Origin of the sequence: Prauserella oleivorans (assembly GCF_042685745.1) — a bacterium.
Classification (GTDB): domain Bacteria; phylum Actinomycetota; class Actinomycetes; order Mycobacteriales; family Pseudonocardiaceae; genus Prauserella_A; species Prauserella_A oleivorans.
On record NZ_JBHUNT010000001.1, the window covers coordinates 1,868,982 to 1,887,192 of the forward strand.

The window sequence follows — 18,211 nt, forward strand, 5'->3', positions numbered from 1 at the left end:
TGGTGGCTGGTGTTGCTCGTTCGCAAACCGCTGCTGCTGGTGGCCAGGAGAGTGGACTGGCGCGGCACGGGACGCCTCGCCGAGACGGGAGGTGCGGTGCCGGCGGTCAGCCCTGTCTCCCGAACCGATCCGTTGTTCCCGGCGGGGATGATCCTGGACCAGAGGGCCGGACCCCCGGTCATAGCAAAGACGAGCCCGTTTCAGAGCAGAGCTGTCGGCTGGTGGTTTCGGCCGGCCGGCCACGTCGAGGTCGATCGTTCCAACAGCCGAGCTGGGCTCCGCGCTGCGGTCGAAGCCGTGGATCGCGCGCCCTCGTCGTCTACCCGAAAGGATCGATCACGAAGCGGCCGGAGGGAAGTCTGATGCCGCTCAAGGATCGGGTACTGTTCGCATCGCGCTGGAGACGAGACGTCAGCTCCATTGACTCCTGTTGCACAGTGGGGCGTGCAGACGATCGTGCCAGCCTACGAACGGAGGGTGGTGTTGGGCCGTCGTCGTCCGATCACGCTACTGGTCGGGGACCCGGTGCCATTCGAGTCGAGGACCTCCGAGAGTTGCCGACGACCACGGCAGTTGGTGCGGGATACTCGCGGGGCCTTGTCCAGTCGTACAGCGTCACGACCAGGGTTGCAGACGACCACGCACGGTAGCTTGATCTTGTCCAGATCGGTGACGGGAGTCGGTAGCGAGACAGAGATCGCTACCCTGTCTTTCATGCGGGCACACTCCATGCGTGAACGGTTCAGGGAGCACATGCGCTCGGCTGTCCTCGAGGCTGCCCACGACTTGATCATCGACCGCGGCTGGGACCGGGTGCGCATGGGGGAGGTGGCGGACCGAGCCGGGGTGTCGCGGGCAGCTCTCTACAAGGAGTTCGGTGACAAGGCCGGCCTCGGAGAAGCCGTCGTGCTTCGGGAAGCCTCACGCTTCCTGGAGGGCATCCAGGGGGCGCTGGAGGCGCACGTCGGCGATGCGAAGCGCGGCATCGCTGCAGCCGTCGACTACACCTTGGACGAGGCGGGGCGTAGCCCCCTGCTCAAGGCGGTGCTCATCTCCAACCGCGACCTGAATGGGGGGAGCCAAGCGTCCACGGGGATGCTCCCACTGCTCACAACTTCCGCGCGACTCCTCGACCTCGCCTCCGACACCCTGGCCGGATGGGTCGCGGAGAGTTACCCGAGTCTTCCCGAAAACGACGTCATCGACGCGGCCGACACCATGGTCCGCCTGACAGTCAGTCACCTGGCCCTGCCCAGATGGGACCGAACCGCGACAGCACGCAAGATCTCAGAGGTCGCGGTCCGGTTCCTCTCCCTCTAATCGTGACCTGCGCCGGATTGGCACGACGGGAGCAGTCTGAACTGAGCTCAGCGGCGTACTGCGTGTTCGTCTGCGCCCTGCTGCTGACGTAGCACCGTCTAGAGAACCTTGCCGGCGCTGTGCGGTGCAACTCGGCCACGAACTCGACCCGGGTAGGGCACTTGAAGTGGGCAAGCCGCTCCCGGGCGTACGCGATGAGCTCCTCGGCCGTCGTCTCGGCGGCGTTCTGGAGCGCCACGGTGGCCACTGGCGTCTCGCCCCAGTGGACGTCGGGGACGCCGACGACGGCCACTTCACGGACGGCCGGGTGCCGGTAGAGCTCCTGCTCGACGGTGTCTCCGACGGGCCCCAGCCAGGGTGCCGATCCGGGCGCCGTGTCCTTGAGCGTCTTCGGAGCCAGCACCGTCGCTGGCCTCAGCGCGGCCGTCCGCCGATCCATCCGTCGACGCAGCGCGCTTCTCCGCCGCGATCAGCGAGCTGGTCCTCGACGGTCTCGCGACACCTGGCAGTGGGACTGTCCGATAAGTTGATCAGATAGCCCCATCTGGAGTTCCTGGGCGGTGGAGACGCCGAGGGTACGGATCTTGCGGTACAGGGTGGCGCGGCCGATGCCCAAGATTCTCGCCGCTTGTGTCCGGTTGTTCCCGACGCTGGCTAGTGTTTCGATGATCAGTTCGCGCTCCGACTGCTCCATTACGGATAATTGTCGTTGGTGTGCACGTTTGAGCACCCAGGTCGGTAGGTGGTGCGGTTGGATCTCCTGGCCATGGCTGGCGTTGAGTGCGGCGGCAAGGGCGTCTCGTAACTCGGCGATGTTGCCCGGCCATGGGCTACGCATCAGGGCTTGTAGCGTTGGCAGGCTGCAGTGTGCGGTGGGTTGGCCGGCGAGTTCCGTGAGCAGGACCGACGTCAGGTCGGCGATGTCCTCGATGTGCTGGGCCAGCGGCGGCACCCACAGGTGGTGCGGGTAGGATGCGAGGGCTTGTTCGAGCCGCTCATGGGTGTGGGTCGTGGTTTGGGCGGTGACGATGAGTCGTCCGGTTGTCGATGCGGAGGCGGGATGGGGGCTCGTCGCCGCGAGGGCCCGCAGCTGCGCCTGCGCCTGTGTCGGAAGGTATTCGATTCGCCGTACGATGACGTTGTCGCCTTGCCCAAGGGTATCGTTGGTCCGGATGATCAGGTCCTTGGGTGCGGTCTCGGTGGGGTCGGCGGCGTTGAAAACGCGCAGTCCCCGGGCGGGGCTGGACAGTTCGTGCAGGTACTTGGCCAGGTAGAGCTTGCCTGTGCCCGGTTCGCCGGTGATCGCTACCGGATCGGGGAGCTGAGCCAGTTCCTGGATTCGCGTGGTGACGCGGCGCCACTGTGGGCTGCGTCCCGCTGGAGGTGTGCAGCCGGTGCCGGTGGGCGTCGCGGATGGGCGGTAGCCCGTGCTGAGGTGGCGAGGCCGGATCGGATCGAGGTACACCACGACCCCAGCGGGGTCGTGGGAGGCGGTCGTGACGGATTGGCACCGGACACGGTACCGCCCGTGCGTGAGGTCCACGCTTACTTCGGAGCGCTGGGTACGAGCCAACTGTGTGGACGCGTCCCAGAGTACCGCCTGGTCGTGGGGTGTGAGATTGCCGCTGGCGATGGGGTTGGTGAGGATCATGTTCGGGTTGAGGCCGAGTATGGCGCCTCGATGCAGACGGCGGGCACGGGTGAACGCCTCGACGAGGGCGACGTCGGCGGGGGACGACAGGTGGCTCAACCGGGTTTCGATGTGCTGTACCGATTCGGAGAGCAGAGCGGGGATGAGCGGGTTGTAGTCGTCAGCGAGGCAGGTGATGTCGAGAACTCCCTCGACGGCTCGGGTGACCGGGTTGTGGATGGGGACCCCAACGCACGACAGGTGGCGTAGGAAGTCCGCGTAGTGTTCTTCGCCGCGAACCGCGACCGTTCGAGCTTCCTCCAGGACTGTGCCTAACCCGTTAGTGCCGGCGTACTCCTCCGCGAAGGCGAACCCGGGGGCCGCGTATGCGTTGTCCAATGCACTGTACAGCGGCTTCTCGCCAACCCAGCGCCGCACGATCCTCGCCTGCCGGTCGGCGAGCAGGATGCTGGTGGAGGTGTCGGCCAGGGAACTGGCGAGACGTTCTACCACCGGCGTGGCCGCCTTCAGCAGTCGGCTGTCACTGTCGAAGTCCGGATCGTAGGGTAGTTCAGCCTTCTTGTCAGGGGCTATTCCGCAGGCTGCGGACCGGCGCCATGACAGCGCGATCTCGGCACGTACGGACAGCTGTGGGGACTCGCGGCGTGCCTCAGGTGTGGCCGTCCCGCCTGAGGCACGGCCACCGAGTGTGACTGAGGTGGGCTCCATTGCCTGCACTCCATCGTCCACGGGGGTGTGACGTGATGGTCCAACCAGAGTAGCGCGGAATCCCGTTGGCCCGATTGTCTCACTTTGAGACACAGGTCACCTTTGCTTGACGCGGCTTGAGTGGGCTCCGCCCAGAAGTCGTTGACCTGAACCTTCGGCCATCATGTGCCCGACACGCTGCGAAAACGCGCGGTCGATCCCTCGGCCAGACGCGAGGCAGGGTCGTCGTCTCACATTGATACGGCGTGCTCGTCCGCGTGGCGGGTAACAATCTGTTTCCACAGGTGAAACCTCGGCCAAACTCGCGAGATCGGACGAATGGAGTGTTTGTGGCTGATTCGAAGTGTGATTTGCGGTCTATCCTGCTCCCCGCGTCCGATTTGGAAAGTTCATTGGCCTTTTATCGAGATGGGTTGGGGCTCGGTGTCCGGATGCGGGATCGGGACGACTATGCCGAACTCTCCGCCGGGTCGATAAAGCTCGCCTTGGCGACTCCGGCTGACCATCCGGTGCCGGAGTCGGCGTTGCCGGTGTTCCGGAGCGACGACGTCTCGGTTGCGGTGTCCCGACTGCTGGCGGCCGGTGCGACGGTGTTGTCCGGGCCGGTTGAGGGGGCGCACGAGATTCGGGCGGTATTGCGGGACCCCAGCGGGAACCCTTTCGTGGTCTACCGAAGCCGGGCTTGACCAGTTAACCGATGTGAGGAGTAAGTCTTATGAAGGAGATTTTGTTCTACCTGCCGGCCGTGGGCAGTTATGACCAGATGAAGAAGGGCTTCGCTGGGGTCAACGACAAGAACTACCAGAACATGCTCTTCCAGATCACCAAGCAGGCGCAACTGGCTGACGATCTCGGGTACTGGGGCGTCGCGTTTACGGAGCACCATTTCCACATCGAAGGCTTCGAGGAGTCGAACAACCCGATCCTGCTCGATCTGTACATCGCGATGCAGACACAGCGGATCAAGGTCGGGCAGATGGCGAACGTGCTGCCGTTCCAGAATCCGATTCGGCTGGCCGAGGACCTCGCGATGCTCGACCAGATGACGCGCGGACGCTCCTTCGTCGGGATCGCCAGGGGGTATCAGAAGCGGTGGGCGGACGTGCTCGGGCAGACGTACCACGTCGGCGCCACGTCCTCCGACAAGTCGGAACGCGATGTGGCCAACCGCAAGCGGTTCAACGAGCACTGGGAGATCATGAAGGCGCTGTGGAGCGAGCGCACGACGTCTCTGAAAACCGAGAACTGGCAGGTTCCGCCGCCGGGAATCGATTTCAATCACGAAGCGGTGAATAATTTTGGCGGTGGCCAGGACGATCAGGGCGTGATCACCGAGGTCGGTATCGCCCCGAAGCCGTACCAGAAGCCGTGGCCGCAGGTGTTCCAGCCGTTCAGCTTCAGCGAGGAGTCCTTCCGGTTCTGCGCCCGCGAGGGCATCGTCCCGATCGTGATGAACACCAATGACGAGGTCATTTCTCGGTTGCTGGACGTGTATCAGGAGGAGGCCGAGGCGGCGGGTCGCGGAGCGCTCAAGCGCGGGGAGGGGGTGGGCATCTTCCGCGACGTGCTGGTGTCACGAGACGCCGATGAGGCCCATTACTGGGCCCGACGCGGTAATGGTTTCATCTTCCCAAACTGGTTCGGGCCGATGGGCTTTGCCGAGGTGATGCGGAATCCCGGCGAGACCGGCCAGATCGGGGCCGACTACGACACCCTGTGTGAGCGTGGTTTCGAGTTCGTCGGTACGCCTGACGACATCAACCGCCAGATCGAGAAGTTGGTGTCGCAGCACGACCCCGAGTATCTGCTGCAGTGGCAATACCCCGGCCCGGTGCCGCACGACGTGCAGATGCGCAGCATCGAGCTGTGGGCCTCCGAGATCGCTCCGAACTGGCTGTGAGGCACGTGACCGCCGCGGCCGGACCATTCCCCTCGCCGACCGGCCGCGGCGGCGGATCCCTCTGTCACAACAGGAGGCACTGATGAGCAGCCGCGTTCTACCGATAGATGTGGTGCGGGTTCCGCCCGGTCTGGAACCGCTCCGGGCCGAAGTACGTACGTTTCTCGATTCCGAGATCCGGCGAGGTGCGTTCACCCCACAATGTGACTCCTGGTTGACCGGCTGGGACGAGCCGTTCTCCCGGCGGCTGGCCGAGCACGGGTGGATTGGCATGACCATTCCGCGCCGGTACGGCGGGCAGGGACGGACGGTGCTGGATCGGCAGGTGGTACTTGAAGAGCTCCTCGCCGTGGGGGCCCCGGTGGCGGCGCACTGGATCGCTGACCGCCAGACAGCGCCCTCGCTGCTGCGCTACGGCAGCGAACAGCAGCGGGCGGAGTTCCTGCCTGAGATCGCGGCGGGACGCTGTTACTTCGCCATCGGCATGAGCGAACCTGACAGCGGCTCCGACCTGGCTTCCGTGCGGACACGAGCGGTCCGAGTGGCTGGCGGTTGGCGGCTGACCGGGACGAAGGTGTGGACCAGCGGAGCACATCGGGCGCAGTGGTTCTTCGTGCTCGCCAGAAGCGCACCGGATACCGGAGATCGGCACGCCGGGCTGAGCCAGTTCATCGTGAACCTGCGTGCCGAGGGTGTCACCGTACGGCCGGTCCGGCTGCTCACCGGTGAGCACGAGTTCAACGAGGTACAGCTGGACGGAGTGTTCGTCCCGGATCGGTACGTGCTGGGTGAGATCGGCAGCGGTTGGGGCCAGGTCACCTCTGAGCTGGGTTATGAACGCAGCGGACCGGAACGCCTGCTCACCACCTTCCCCCTGCTCGCCGCGCTCGTCTCCGAGGTACGCCGACGCGCGGACCGAGACCCGGCGGCGGTCGCCGAGATCGGCGCGCTCACGTCCCGCCTGCTCACCCTGCGGCAGTTGTCGTTGTCTGTCGCCGGAATGCTCGCGGCGGGCAAACCCGCCGACGTGGCCGCCGCGCTGGTCAAGGATCTGGGCACCCGGTTCGAACAGGAGGTGGCCGAGCGGGCGCGGATGCTCGCCGACGAGATGCCGGATCCGGACGCGGCGCTGGGCACGTTCACCGGCCACCTTGTTCGCGGTCTGCTTCATTCCCCCGGATACACCCTGCGCGGTGGCACCAACGAGGTGCTGCGCGGGGTCGTCGCCAAGGCGTTGGAGCGCGCATGAACGAGGAGTTGCACGCGATCGCGGCGACCGCGGCTCAGATCTGCTCGGAGTGGACGCCGGAGGCCGCGGCCCGGTACTCAGGCGGGTGGGCTGACGAGGTATGGGACTCCTTGACAAAGGCGGAGTTCACCGTGCTGCCGGTGCCCGAGTCCTCTGGTGGGGCCGGGGCGGGGCTGGCCGAGGCCGCCGTCGTGGTGCACGAGATCGGACGCGCCGCGGTGCCGGTGCCATTGGCGGAGACGGCGCTGTTGGCAGGGTGGCTACTGGCCGCGGCCAGCCGGACGGTTCCGACCGGTCCGCTGACCGCGTCGGCGACCACGGACATGGCAGTCGACCGATGCCCCGGGGGGTACCGGTTGACGGGGAAACTGTCCAGGGTTCCCTACGGCCACCTGGCCGAGCGGGTCGCGGTGCTGCTTGACCGTGCCGAGCCGCTGGTGGCGATCCTGGACTCGCCGAGGGAAGCGTGGGAACGTGGCCGTAACCTGGCCGGAGAGCCCCGGGATACTTTGCTGCTGCAGGACACTTTCGTGCCGGGCGAGGACGTCACCGAAGTGGACGCCACGATCTCCGGCAGGGCATTTCGGGTTCGCGGTGCGCTTGGCCGGGCACTGCTGCTCAGCGGGGCCATGGAAGCCGCACTCGATTCGACGATCACCTACGCCGGGCAGCGGGAGCAGTTCGGCCGCCCGATTTCCCGGTTCCAGGCCGTCAGCCATCACCTCGCGGCGATGGCTGAGGAGGCGGCGGCCAGCACCACGGTCGCGATGTCGGCCGCCACAGCTGGTCAGCAACCGGACTGGATCCTCACGGCAGCGGCCAAGGCGCAGGCCGGTCGTGCCGCGGGCGTGGTGGCGCGACTGGCCCATCAGGTACACGGCGCGCTTGGCTTCACCGACGAGCATCCGTTGCGGCTGATCACCACCCGCTTGTGGTCATGGCGCGACGAGTTCGGCAATGAGCGGTTCTGGGAGCGGGAACTCGGCGCGGCTGCCTGCGCCGCACCAGATCTGTGGACGCTTGTGACCGACCCGGCGGAGGTGCGCGCAAATGGCTGACCTGGAGTACTCCCGGGCTGACGCGGTCGCCACCATTCTGCTCAACCGCCCCGAGCGGAAGAACGCCTTCACCCTTCAGATGGTGCGTCACTGGGCGGACGCGCTGCACGAGGCGGCCAAGGACGATCAGGTGCGGGCGGTCGTGGTGCGCGGTGCAGGCGGCGCGTTCTGCTCCGGTATCGACCTCGACGAGTTGACCTCCGTGGATCCGGCGCCGCTGTCGCGTCGGCGGATGCTCACCGACGAGGTACACCGGGTGGCACGCGCCCTGGAGGACCTGGACAAACCGGTGATCGCGGCGGTACAGGGGACCGCGGTGGGCGCCGGTCTGGACATGGCGCTGATGTGCGACATCCGTCTGGTCGGCGAGTCGGCCCGGTTGAGCGAAGGCTACATTCACGCGGGCCTCATCCCAGGCGATGGTGGCTGCCTGTGGCTTCCCCGGCTGGTCGGCGTTGCCCGCGCACTCGAACTCCTGCTCACCGGCGACGTGGTAGACGGCCCGAGGGCGGAGCGAATCGGACTCGCCAACCACTGCTACCCCGACGGCGAATTGCTCACCCGCACCTACGAGCTGGCCGCCCGCCTCGCGGCACTGCCCCCGGTGGCGGTCGGCTTCATCAAGCGTGCGACATACGAGTCGTTGCACCTGGACGCGCGAACGCACTTGAACATGATCGCCTCACACATGGCCGTCGTGCAATCCACGGAGGACTCGGCCGCGACGTTGGCGGCGCTGCGCGCCAAGCGGAAAACAGGTGTCAAACGATCCGAGCCCAAACTCCCAGAGTGAAACGGTGTCGACGAATGCGACAGATGCAATGTCACGAGCGGTCCGCGCGGCCGATCCAGGTGTCCGGCTCCCAGAACACCGACGAGGCCGACACGGCGGTGCGCGCGGCGGTGGCCGCCTTCGCCCGGGGCGAGTTCGTCGTCGTGATCGACGATGAGGATCGCGAGAACGAGGGTGATCTGATCATCGCGGCGGAAACCGTCACCAGTGCACAGATAGCCTTCCTGGTGCGCCACACGAGCGGCCTCGCCTGTGTGGCCATGGACGGGCAACGGCTGGACCAACTCCGCCTGGAACCGATGGTGGCCATGGGCGACGATCCCCGTGGCACCGCGTTCACCGTCTCGGTGGATCTGCGCGAGGGCACCACCACTGGCATTTCCGCCGCAGACCGAGCGTCGACAATCCGGGCACTGAGCGACCCGGCGGCCGGTCCGCACGACTTCACCCGGCCCGGCCATGTTTTCCCGCTTCGCGCTCGGCCCGGCGGCGTGCTCAAACGGGCTGGGCACACCGAGGCCGCAGTAGACTTGGCGCGGCTGGCCGGGAAGCGACCCGCCAGCGTGCTCGCTGAGATCGTCAACGACGACGGCACGGTGGCCCGCAGGCCACAGCTGGCCGCCTTCGCCCGACGTCACGGGCTCACCGTGCTCACCATCGCGGATCTGATCCGCTACCGTCAGCGCACCGAGCGCCTCGTCGAACGCACATCGCAGGCACCGTTGCCGACACCCTACGGCACCTTCGACGCGTTCTGCTACACCTCCCTGCTCGACGGCACCGAGCACCTCGCCCTCGTGGCGGGGGACGGCGCGAACCGCGACGAGGTCCTCGTCCGCGTGCACTCCGAGTGCCTCACTGGCGACGTCCTGGGTTCCGCGCGTTGCGACTGCGGGGAGCAACTACGCCAGGCGTTGCGCGAAATCGCCGAGGCAGGCAGCGGTGTCCTGGTGTACCTGCGAGGTCAGGAAGGCCGCGGCATCGGGCTCGGGCACAAGCTCCGTGCCTACACCCTGCAGGACCAGGGATTGGACACCGTCGACGCGAACCTGGCCCTTGGCCTGCCGGTGGACAGCCGCGAGTACGGTGTGGGGGCTCAGATCCTGGCCGACCTCGGCGTCCACTCGATTCGCCTGATGACCAACAATCCGGCCAAATACTCGGGGCTTTCGGGCTACGACATCACGATCGCGTCGCGCGTACCGCTCATCGTCACGGCCGGTGAGCACAACGCCGCCTATCTGATGACCAAACGAGACCGGCTGGGACACCGGCTGGATCCGGTCGGCGGCACGCCGACAACCGCCCGGGAGCAGTCGCAGCCATGACCGAGACCACCGCACGCGGCCAACAGGGCCCTCCGGCGCATGAGACGTTCGCGGCGCAGTTTCGCGATGCGATGTCCCGGTTCCCCAGCGGAGTCACCATCGTGACCACGACCGACCACTGCGGAGCGCGGTGGGGATTCACCGCGAGCGCCTTCTGCTCCGTATCCGCGGAACCGCCGCTGGTGCTGGCCTGTCTGGCCGTCTCCGCCGACAGCTACCGTGCCTTCCGCACCTCAAGCAAGTGGGTGGTCAATATCCTCGGCGAAGAGCATGCTCCCCTGGCGAAACGGTTTGCCACCAAGGGAGCGGACAAGTTCGCCGGTGGCGAATTCGACACGGACGCCGACGGTCTGCCGGTGTTGCCAGAGGCGGTGGCCTCCCTGGTGTGCCGGACGCAGGCCCGCCACCCGGCCGGTGATCACGTGATCCTCATCGGCGAAGCGGTCAACGTGCGGCTGCGCGATCACACCCCCCTTGTCTACTACGCCCGGGACTTCGCCCGGCTTTCCGCCTGACAGCGAGGCGGAAAGCCGGTACACCCGGCACCGAGTTCGAAGGGAGAGCAGCGTGGACAGTCTCATGATGGACCGGCCGCTGCAACTGAAGACGCTGTTGTGGCGCGCGGAACGGCTCTTCGGGCACAAACAGATCATCACGCGGCGCGACGACGGCTACCGCCGCTATACCTACGCCGAATTCGGGAAGCGAGTTCGGCGGCTGGCTGACGCGCTGAACCGGCTCGGCGTACGCACCGGTGACCGGGTGGGCACGTTGGGCTGGAACACCGACCAGCACTACGAAGCCTACTTCGCGGTGCCCTGCATGGGCGTGGTGCTGCACACCATCAACATCCGGCTATCCCCGGACCAGATCGGGTACGTCATCGAACACGCCGGGGACAGCGTGCTCCTGGTCAGTCCTGAACAGCTGCCGATGCTGGAACAGATCCGCGACCGGCTCACCAATGTGAAAGCAGTGGTCGTGTTCGGGGATGGCCCGCCGCCGACGACCGCGCTGGGACCGGTCTACGGGTACGAGGAGTTGCTCGCCGACGCCGACGAGGAGATCGAGTTCCCCGATGTTGACGAGGACAGCCCAGCCGGAATGTGCTACACGTCGGGCACCACCGGGGAACCCAAGGGCGTGGTGTACAGCCACCGCAGCACCGTGCTGCACGCCCTGATCCTGTGCCTGCAGGGATCGATCGGCGTCGCCGAGCGGGAGACCTATCTCCTGGTGACGCCTATGTCCCACGTCAACTCGTGGGGCATGCCGTACGCCTGCGCCCTGCAAGGAGCATCGCTGGCGTTGCCGGGAACGCAGCCACGACCGCACCACTACCTGGAGATCATCGAGCACGCCCGAGTCAGTGTCTGCGTCGCCGCGGTGACGGTCGGCATGCTCATGCGCCAGGAACTCGAATCCGGACGGCAATCCTACGTTCTCGACTCGCTGCACACCTTGTGGCTGGGCGGCCAGGCGCCCCCGATCGGCGAGATACGGTGGTGGCAGCAAGCACACGGCGTGCACGTGTGCCAGGGCTGGGGCATGACCGAGGCGTCGCCGCTGCTCACCTTCACCACCCTCACAAGCCAGTTCACCGACCTCGACGACGAGGGGAAGTTCCGCCTGCTCGGCACCCAAGGCCAGCCGATGCCGCTCGTGGAGATCAAGCTGGTCGACGACCACGGCGAAGAGCTGCCCTGGGATGGCAAACACGCCGGGGAGATCCTCGCGCGCTCCCCCTGGGTGGCCCGCGCCTACTACCACGACACACGTTCCCAGGACAGCTTCGCTGGTGGCTGGTTCCACACCGGCGACGTCGGCGTCATCGACCAGAACGGCTACCTGTCGCTGGTCGATCGCGTCAAAGACCTGATCAAAAGCGGTGGCGAATGGATCTCGTCAGTCGATTTGGAGAACGCACTCATGGGGCATCCGGAAGTCCGGGAAGCCGCGGTGGTAGCCGCACCGGATCCGGTCTGGCTGGAGCGACCGATCGCCATCGTCGCCACCAACTCGCCGGTGGCGTCCGACGATCTCACCGAATTCCTCCGTGAGAAGTTCCCCAAGTTCTGGTTGCCGGACCGCTTCGTGTTCGTCGACGAGGTACCCAAGACCGGAGTCGGAAAATTCGACAAGAAGCTGCTCCGTCAACAAATTGCCGCCGGAAACAACCACAGCACGGACAAGACCCCCTGACGCGAAACCAAGTCAAGACGACACCAAGGAGAAACGACATGAACACGGGAACAGCCAACCGGATGTGGGCTTTGCCGGGGGCGGAATTCACACTCGACACCGGCATCATGATCGTCAACGGGCAGGGGCAGGTCACCATTCCGGTACCGTCCTTTCTCATCGAACACGACCGGGGGCTGGTCCTGTTCGACACCGGCATCGCGTTTGAGGCGGCCAAGGACCCGCACGCCGTCTACGGCGACCTCGCGGACGTCGTCGGACTCGCCTACGGACCGGAGGACCGTGTGGACCGGAAACTCGAGGCGCTTGGCTACAAGCCCTCGGCCATCGATCACGTGATCGTCTCGCACGCGCATTTCGACCATGCCGGCGGCATCCGGCTCTTCCCCGACGCTCAGCTGTACATCGGTGAAGGCGACCTGCCCTACTCGTACTGGCCGTTGCCCGCGGCCAAACCCTTCTTCCGGACCGCGGATTTCGACACGACGCGTGACTGGAAATGGAACCAGCTCTCGACGGATCATGACCTGTTCGGCGACGGCAGCATCGTCATCCACCGCATGCCAGGTCACACCCCCGGCAACACTAGCGTGCTGGTGCGGCTGCCCAACCAGACGTTCCTGCTCACCGGTGACACCGTCCACCTCCGCCAGGCCCTCACCGAAGACCTTCCGATGCCGTCGGACTACAACACCTTGCAGGCGGTCCGCTCGATCCGTCGCCTCAAGCAGCTCGCGAGGGCGCACGATGCCACGGTGTGGATCTCCCACGATCCCGAGGACTGGGCGACGCTCAAGCACGCACCCGCTTGCTACGACTGACACCATGGCTGTTCTCGTCGAATACTCGTGCACGTCGTGCCGTGCACGACACGAAGCATGGGTGGAACACCCAATCCCCGCGGCCACCAGCTGCGTGCGGTGCGCGCGCCCAGCACGCCGCCGGTTCGGAGGTGCGCTGTTGCGCGGTACACCCTCAACCGACGTCGCCCGGCAGCCTGGCGGCACAAGCTGCCAGCACGGACCAAGCATCCCCGGTGCTTGCACGCTCCTCCCGACAGCGGCACGCTCACTGGCCGCACGCGCTCGCGGGGACAATCGAGCTCTGGAAGCGGAGATCGCCCACCAGGAAGCCGCCATCGCCGCGGGAACGCTCGACCCCACCGCGACGCCGGTCACGCCGTACCACGGCCACCAGCCGCCGCCGACTACCGCTCCCAGAAACGACTCCTCACCAGGACCCGGCGTGTAGCGAAACGGAACCCTTGCGACTCACCGCGGGACCGCGCCGCCAGTAGGCCTGTCGCCTGTTCCGCGGGCCCCGCAACAGGCCTGGCGAGAAAGGAAGAATACATGTTCGAGGGCCGGATCGCGCAATTCAACGCACCCGAGCAGCCATTTGAGCTGCGGCGCGTCGCGCTACCGTCGATTGGACCGGACGAAGTGCTGGTGAAGGTACACCGAGCCAACATCTGCGGCTCAGACCTGCACGCCTGGCACGGTTCGTTCGTCACCCGCGGGCTCGGCGGGACGCTACCAACCGTGCTCGGCCACGAGATGGTCGGTTCGGTGGCCGCAACCGGCGAACGAGTCACCGAGGACTCCAACGGCGCGCCGGTGCAGACGGGCACACGGGTGGTTTTCCCCTACTTCTTTCCCTGCCACCGGTGTCGGAGCTGCCTGGCGGGACGGCGCGTGTCCTGTCAGAAGCTGACGATGGCCATGCTCGGCGACGCCAGCAGACCACCCTACTTCGTTGGTGGCTACGGTGACTACTTTCTGCTCCCCGCCGGCGCGGTGCTCTACACCGTGCCGGACACGCTGCCTGACGAAGTGGTGTCGGGGGTCAACTGTGCGCTGTCGCAGATGATCTACGGACTGGAGCGAGCCGACCTGAGCTTTGGCGAACGCGTCATCATACAGGGGGCCGGCGGGCTCGGGCTGTTCGCGACGGCGGTTGCCCGCGCCCGCGGGGCCGCGCAGGTCATCGTGGTCGACGCGGTCCCCGAGCGGTTGGAACTGGCCCGCGCATTCGGAGCTGACGAGGTGATCAGCCTCGCTGATCATCCCGATCCGGCGGATCGTATCCGGCGGGCGCGCAAGTTGACCGACGGCGGCGCGGACGTGGTGGTAGAGGTGGTCGGCACCCCGGCCGTGGTGCCGGAAGGCCTGAAGATGCTCGCCCAGAGCGGCCGGTACCTGGAAGTCGGCAACATCAACATGGGACAAACCTACGCAGCCGACCCATCCCGGCTGGTCACCGCGAACAAGAGCATCATCGGCGTCTCGCTGTACGAACCCACAGCGCTGAGCCAAGCGCTCTCCTTTCTCGCGGCCAACCAGCACCGGCTCCCGCTGGACCAGTTCGCCACCACGACGTTTCCCCTGGAAGACATCAACGCGGCGTTCGCCGCAGCGGACAGCCGCAAGGTCGTGCGCGCCAGCATCGTGATGTGAGACCACAGCAACGACCATCGACCGGGAAGGCCGCAGCATTGGACCAGCACGACAGAACACAGCACTACATCGGCGGGCAATGGGTGCAACCCAGCGGGACAGACCGCATCGCCGTGGTCAACCCGGCCACCGAGCAGGTCATCGGACACGTGCCGGCCGGAACCGTCGACGACGTCGACCGTGCGGTGACAGCGGCGCGGAACGCGTTCGATCCCGGTGTGTCCATGGCCGAGTGCCGAGACCGGGTGGCCCGGCTGGTCGCGGCACTGGAGCCCCGACTGCCGGACATCGCCACCACCATCGGACAGGAGATCGGCGCGCCACTGAAGGTGCAGCGCGGTGTGCAGACCGCCGTGCCCATGGCGATCGCCAGCAGCTATCGGGACCTGCTCGAGGAAACGAACTTCGAAGAGCAGGTCGGCAACTCATTGGTGATCCGGGAGCCCTACGGGGTGGTCGGGGCCATCACACCGTGGAACTACCCGCTGTATCAGGTGGTCGCGAAAGTGCTGCCGGCTGTCGCGGCGGGATGCACCGTCGTCCTCAAGCCAAGCGAGGTGGCGCCCCTGTCGGTGTACCAGTTCGTGGAGGCGGCACACGAGGCTGGCCTACCGCCGGGAGTCCTGAACCTGGTGACGGGATATGGACCAGAGGTCGGCGAGGCGGTAGCCGGTCATCCCGGAGTCGACCTCGTCTCCTTCACCGGTTCGACGGCGACCGGCAGGCGCGTCGCCTCGATCGCCGCGGACACCATCAAGAAGGTATGCCTCGAACTCGGCGGAAAGTCCGCCAACATCATCCTCGACGACGCCGACCTCGACACCGCCGTCAAAGTCGGCGTGGGCAACGCATTCCTCAACTCCGGCCAGACCTGCGCGGCATGGACCCGGATGCTCGTGCCCGAATCACGCTACGACGAGGCGCTCCTGCTCGCCCGCCAGGCCGCACAACGCTACACCGTCGGAGACCCGTTCGACCCAGCGACCAGACTCGGCCCGCTGGCCTCACAGACCCAGCAAGCACGCGTCCGCGGGTACATCGAACGTGCCGTCGCGGACGGAGCCCGACTCGTCACCGGCGGCCCCGAGCCCGCACGCGAGCGCGGCTACTTCATCGCCCCCACCGTGCTCGCCGACGTGCACAGCGCCTCCGAACTAGCACAACAGGAAGTCTTCGGACCAGTACTGGCCGTCATGAGCTACCGCGATGACGACGAGGCACTCCGGATCGCCAACGACACGATGTACGGGCTCTCCGGCGCCATCTGGTCGGCGGACCACCGGCGCGCGATCGCCCTCGCCCGCCAGATACAGACCGGGCAGCTCGACATCAACGGCGCCCCCTACAACCCACGCGCACCATTCGGTGGCTACAAGAAGTCCGGCATCGGCCGCGAACTCGGTCCCGCCGGCCTCGAGGAATATCTCCAGACAAAATCAGTCCAGCTGCCGGACTCGGTCATCAGCCAGCAAGAGTAGTAGGGAAATCTCAGGTTTTCTGGCGCAGCCCAAAATAGAGACATTCCAGAGTTTGTCGCACCGTGGCCATGAAGGCAGGCCGCAGTGTCTGCGCCGAGTACCGTGCGCGTCACGAGCTGCCGTCGCTTCCTCGTGTCACACCGGGGCGTCGAAAATCTCCTCCGCGCGTAGACCACTGGTGTCTCGGGCCGAGTGAGTGTGTTGGATGGATGCGGCCGACCAGGATCGTATGGTCGCCGCCCCGGGTAACGCGCCTCGACCCGCACTCAACCGTCGCCACCGCATTCTGAAGGCGGGGCGTTCCAAGTACGCCCTCCTTTCGTCGCAACCGAACGGCGAAGCCGGTATGGCGCGGGCCTAGGATGCTGACGGCGAACCGGTGGGTGCGCCCGAAGGCGGAGTGACAGTCGGCCGACCTGTCGAGGCATACCAGAACAAGCGGGGACTGACGGACGGGGCCCGCGAACGCGCTCGCGGTGAAACCCAGCGACGGCCGGCCGCGTCGACGGTGGTGACTATCGTGACCCGCTGGGGAACTGGCTCGTGGCTTCCCGGAACAGCCCTTCGTCCACAAGCAGACCGCACTCACTCATGTCGCTTCTCCGGCGGCGACGAGGGTGAGGCCGAGCAGGTCCCCATCTTTCCTGCTTCGTTCGCGGGTACCGAATGTTGTGCGACGTGTGCTCGCACACCACGGGCACCCCTTCGACGATCCCTATTCCATATCCCGCGCCCTGCGCATTTGGCAGGGTCGTTGGTGAGCCGAGCCGGGGTCTGTCAAGAAGCTGGTGTAACTGATCTTGTCGGTTCTACTTCTTGTTCGTGGTCAGGCGTCCGGGGAAGGTGAGCTCGAAAGCGTTCAACGGCGCCTTCCAACGGGCGACCCAGCGTTTGCGCCCAGTGCCGGTGGGATCGAGGCTCATCAACGCTAGGTAGACGCACTTGAGCGCGGCGGCCTCGGTCGGGAAGTGGCCACGGGCCTTGACCGCCCGTCGGATCCGCGCGTTGATCGACTCGATGGCGTTCGTGGTACACACCACGGTGCGGATCTCGGCGTCGAACTGCAAAAACGGCACGAACTCCGCCCAGCTGTTCTCCCATAGCTTGATGATCGCCGGGTAGCGGGCCTCCCACTTGTCACCGAAGGCAGCCAGCGCGTCCAGTGCCGCCGACTCGCTGGGCGCGGTGTAGAGGGGCTTGAGGTCCTTCGCGATCGCCGCCCAGTCCCGCTTGGAGGCGTAGCGGAAGCTGTTGCGCAGGAGGTGGACGACGCAGGTCTGGGTGATCGCTTGCGGCCACACGGTTTCGATGGCCTCGGGCAGGCCCTTGAGTCCGTCGCACACGACGATACACACGTCGGCTGTGCCGCGGTTCTTGATCTCCGAGAGGACCCGCAGCCAGTACTTGGCTCCCTCGCCGTCGCCGTGTTCGCCAGCCCACAGCCCGAGGATGTCGCGGGTGCCCTCCACGGTGACGCCGAGCGCCAGATAGATCGGCCGGTTCGCGACGTTGCCCTCACGGATCTTGACATTCACACAGTCAATGAACACCACCGGATACACCGCATCCAGCGGCCGGTTCTGCCACTCGGCCATGCCGTCCATCACGCGGTCGGTGATGGTGGTGATGGTCTGCTTGGACACCTCGGCGTCGTACACCTCGGCCAGGTGCGCGGCGATCTCACCATGCGTGAGCCCCTTGGCGGACAACGAGATCACCAGATCATCCAGCCCGGTCAGCCGGCGCTGGCCCTTGCCCACCAGTTGCGGCTCGAAACTGCCGTCGCGATCCCGCGGGGTAGCGATCTCCACCGGGCCGGCCTCGGTCAGCACCTTCTTGCCGCGCCGGCCGTTGCGAGAGTTCCCGCCGTTGCGGCCGGCCGGGTCATGCTTGGAATAGCCGAGATGGTCGTCCATCTCGCCTTCCAACGCCGACTCCACCACCTTCTTGGTCAGCATCGCCAGCAGGCCGCCCTCACCGGTCAACTGCAGACCCTCGGCCCGCGCCCGATCCGCCAGCTGCTGCACCAGCTGATCGTCCACTCCATCCGCCATCGCCGGAGCCTTCG

At 66.3% G+C, this 18,211-nt stretch carries 16 protein-coding genes; 12 read left to right on the forward strand and 4 right to left on the reverse strand.

Annotation, left to right across the window (positions count from 1 at the left end):
- Window positions 1-714: 714 nt before the first annotated feature.
- Window positions 715-1,320 carry a TetR/AcrR family transcriptional regulator gene (locus tag ACFSZT_RS09220; protein ID WP_377388620.1) on the forward strand — a complete coding sequence of 202 codons (606 nt, stop codon included), beginning with the start codon at window positions 715-717 and terminating at the stop codon, window positions 1,318-1,320.
- Here ACFSZT_RS09220 and ACFSZT_RS09225 read toward each other — a convergent pair.
- Together ACFSZT_RS09225 and ACFSZT_RS09230 are read right to left on the reverse strand one after the other, a co-directional pair.
- A complete protein-coding gene (locus ACFSZT_RS09225) occupies window positions 1,235-1,759 on the reverse strand; it encodes an AMP-binding enzyme (protein ID WP_110341383.1) in 525 nt (174 codons plus the stop codon). The genes ACFSZT_RS09220 and ACFSZT_RS09225 overlap by 86 nt on opposite strands.
- 30 nt (window positions 1,760-1,789) lie before the next feature.
- Window positions 1,790-3,679 (reverse strand): sigma-54-dependent Fis family transcriptional regulator, encoded by a 1,890-nt coding sequence (locus tag ACFSZT_RS09230; protein WP_377388622.1) that lies wholly within the window; start codon window positions 3,677-3,679, stop codon window positions 1,790-1,792.
- A gap of 329 nt (window positions 3,680-4,008) precedes the next feature.
- On the opposite strand from ACFSZT_RS09230, the gene ACFSZT_RS09235 reads away from it, so the two are divergent.
- The 11 genes from ACFSZT_RS09235 (at window position 4,009) to ACFSZT_RS09285 (ending at window position 16,143) form a co-directional block, all read left to right on the forward strand.
- Window positions 4,009-4,365 carry a VOC family protein gene (locus ACFSZT_RS09235; protein ID WP_199542770.1) on the forward strand — a complete coding sequence of 119 codons (357 nt, stop codon included), beginning with the start codon at window positions 4,009-4,011 and terminating at the stop codon, window positions 4,363-4,365.
- Window positions 4,366-4,394: 29 nt separating this feature from the next.
- Window positions 4,395-5,579 (forward strand): LLM class flavin-dependent oxidoreductase, encoded by a 1,185-nt coding sequence (locus tag ACFSZT_RS09240; RefSeq protein ID WP_110341379.1) that lies wholly within the window; start codon window positions 4,395-4,397, stop codon window positions 5,577-5,579.
- Window positions 5,580-5,661: 82 nt separating this feature from the next.
- Window positions 5,662-6,828, forward strand: coding sequence for an acyl-CoA dehydrogenase family protein (locus ACFSZT_RS09245; RefSeq protein ID WP_110341377.1), 1,167 nt, complete (start codon window positions 5,662-5,664; stop codon window positions 6,826-6,828).
- Complete coding sequence (locus ACFSZT_RS09250) at window positions 6,825-7,886, forward strand: acyl-CoA dehydrogenase family protein (protein WP_110341375.1); 1,062 nt, start codon at window positions 6,825-6,827, stop codon at window positions 7,884-7,886. Before ACFSZT_RS09245 ends, ACFSZT_RS09250 begins: the two co-directional genes overlap by 4 nt.
- Window positions 7,879-8,679: an enoyl-CoA hydratase/isomerase family protein gene (locus ACFSZT_RS09255; protein ID WP_110341373.1), complete on the forward strand. Its 801-nt coding sequence runs from the start codon at window positions 7,879-7,881 to the stop codon at window positions 8,677-8,679. Before ACFSZT_RS09250 ends, ACFSZT_RS09255 begins: the two co-directional genes overlap by 8 nt.
- Window positions 8,680-8,693: 14 nt before the next feature.
- Window positions 8,694-10,007, forward strand: coding sequence for a bifunctional 3,4-dihydroxy-2-butanone-4-phosphate synthase/GTP cyclohydrolase II (locus tag ACFSZT_RS09260; RefSeq protein ID WP_110341371.1), 1,314 nt, complete (start codon window positions 8,694-8,696; stop codon window positions 10,005-10,007).
- Window positions 10,004-10,522 (forward strand): flavin reductase family protein, encoded by a 519-nt coding sequence (locus ACFSZT_RS09265; protein WP_110341369.1) that lies wholly within the window; start codon window positions 10,004-10,006, stop codon window positions 10,520-10,522. Before ACFSZT_RS09260 ends, ACFSZT_RS09265 begins: the two co-directional genes overlap by 4 nt.
- Window positions 10,523-10,574: 52 nt before the next feature.
- The gene (locus tag ACFSZT_RS09270; protein WP_233520114.1) at window positions 10,575-12,209 is read left to right on the forward strand and encodes a long-chain fatty acid--CoA ligase; all 1,635 of its coding nucleotides are present in this window, start codon (window positions 10,575-10,577) and stop codon (window positions 12,207-12,209) included.
- A gap of 38 nt (window positions 12,210-12,247) precedes the next feature.
- Window positions 12,248-13,030, forward strand: a complete 783-nt coding sequence (locus ACFSZT_RS09275) for an N-acyl homoserine lactonase family protein (protein ID WP_110341365.1) — start codon at window positions 12,248-12,250, stop codon at window positions 13,028-13,030.
- Window positions 13,031-13,561: 531 nt separating this feature from the next.
- Window positions 13,562-14,665 carry a zinc-binding dehydrogenase gene (locus ACFSZT_RS09280; RefSeq protein WP_110341363.1) on the forward strand — a complete coding sequence of 368 codons (1,104 nt, stop codon included), beginning with the start codon at window positions 13,562-13,564 and terminating at the stop codon, window positions 14,663-14,665.
- A 38-nt stretch (window positions 14,666-14,703) separates the two neighbouring features.
- Window positions 14,704-16,143 (forward strand): aldehyde dehydrogenase family protein, encoded by a 1,440-nt coding sequence (locus ACFSZT_RS09285; protein WP_110341362.1) that lies wholly within the window; start codon window positions 14,704-14,706, stop codon window positions 16,141-16,143.
- Window positions 16,144-16,252: 109 nt separating this feature from the next.
- Here the strand turns inward: ACFSZT_RS09285 and ACFSZT_RS09290 are convergent, their stop codons facing one another.
- The gene (locus ACFSZT_RS09290) at window positions 16,253-16,732 is read right to left on the reverse strand and encodes a flavin reductase (protein WP_110341361.1); all 480 of its coding nucleotides are present in this window, start codon (window positions 16,730-16,732) and stop codon (window positions 16,253-16,255) included.
- Window positions 16,733-16,952: 220 nt separating this feature from the next.
- Window positions 16,953-18,197 carry an IS256 family transposase gene (locus ACFSZT_RS09295; protein ID WP_110341587.1) on the reverse strand — a complete coding sequence of 415 codons (1,245 nt, stop codon included), beginning with the start codon at window positions 18,195-18,197 and terminating at the stop codon, window positions 16,953-16,955.
- Window positions 18,198-18,211: the final 14 nt, after the last annotated feature.

Bases quoted from the DNA above. Each gene is read 5' to 3' on its own strand.
- ACFSZT_RS09220 (WP_377388620.1), top strand. From the start codon at position 715: ATGCGGGCACACTCCATGCGTGAACGGTTCAGGGAGCACATGCGCTCG.
- ACFSZT_RS09225 (WP_110341383.1), bottom strand. From the start codon at position 1,759: ATGGATCGGCGGACGGCCGCGCTGAGGCCAGCGACGGTGCTGGCTCCG.
- ACFSZT_RS09230 (WP_377388622.1), bottom strand. From the start codon at position 3,679: ATGGAGCCCACCTCAGTCACACTCGGTGGCCGTGCCTCAGGCGGGACG.
- ACFSZT_RS09240 (WP_110341379.1), top strand. From the start codon at position 4,395: ATGAAGGAGATTTTGTTCTACCTGCCGGCCGTGGGCAGTTATGACCAG.
- ACFSZT_RS09245 (WP_110341377.1), top strand. From the start codon at position 5,662: ATGAGCAGCCGCGTTCTACCGATAGATGTGGTGCGGGTTCCGCCCGGT.
- ACFSZT_RS09250 (WP_110341375.1), top strand. From the start codon at position 6,825: ATGAACGAGGAGTTGCACGCGATCGCGGCGACCGCGGCTCAGATCTGC.
- ACFSZT_RS09255 (WP_110341373.1), top strand. From the start codon at position 7,879: ATGGCTGACCTGGAGTACTCCCGGGCTGACGCGGTCGCCACCATTCTG.
- ACFSZT_RS09260 (WP_110341371.1), top strand. From the start codon at position 8,694: ATGCGACAGATGCAATGTCACGAGCGGTCCGCGCGGCCGATCCAGGTG.
- ACFSZT_RS09265 (WP_110341369.1), top strand. From the start codon at position 10,004: ATGACCGAGACCACCGCACGCGGCCAACAGGGCCCTCCGGCGCATGAG.
- ACFSZT_RS09275 (WP_110341365.1), top strand. From the start codon at position 12,248: ATGAACACGGGAACAGCCAACCGGATGTGGGCTTTGCCGGGGGCGGAA.
- ACFSZT_RS09280 (WP_110341363.1), top strand. From the start codon at position 13,562: ATGTTCGAGGGCCGGATCGCGCAATTCAACGCACCCGAGCAGCCATTT.
- ACFSZT_RS09295 (WP_110341587.1), bottom strand. From the start codon at position 18,197: ATGGCGGATGGAGTGGACGATCAGCTGGTGCAGCAGCTGGCGGATCGG.